The sequence below is a fragment of the Saccharothrix sp. ST-888 genome, assembly GCF_000955975.1.
Lineage (GTDB): Bacteria > Actinomycetota > Actinomycetes > Streptomycetales > Streptomycetaceae > Kitasatospora.
Genome location: NZ_JYJF01000955.1, coordinates 1 through 305, shown reverse-complemented (window position 1 = coordinate 305; position 305 = coordinate 1). Strand labels below are relative to the sequence as shown.

General features: G+C 73.1%; 1 protein-coding gene. It reads left to right on the top strand.

Annotated features, from left to right (window positions below; translation table 11 throughout):
- Positions 1 to 305: hypothetical protein (locus UK12_RS42660; protein ID WP_045307286.1), on the top strand; the 305-nt coding region annotated here is incomplete at both ends.

The following is a 305-nucleotide window of genomic DNA, read 5'->3' as shown; positions in this document are numbered from 1 at the left end:
GCCTTCTTCTCCGGGACCGGTGCACGCCGGATCGACCTCCCCACCTACGCCTTCCAGCGCGAGCACTACTGGCCGAAGGCACCGGTCTCCGCCCCGGCGGCCGGTTCTGCCGCCGCCCAGTCCACGGTGGACAGTCGGTTCTGGGAGGTCGTGGAGCGTGAGGACCTCGATGCGCTGACCGCGACCCTGGGCCTCGACGGCGACCGGCCGCTCAGCTCCGCCCTGCCCGCCATCTCGGCCTGGCGCCGCCGGAGCCGCGAAGAGTCCACCGTGGACGGCTGGCGCTACCGGGTGACCTGGAAGCC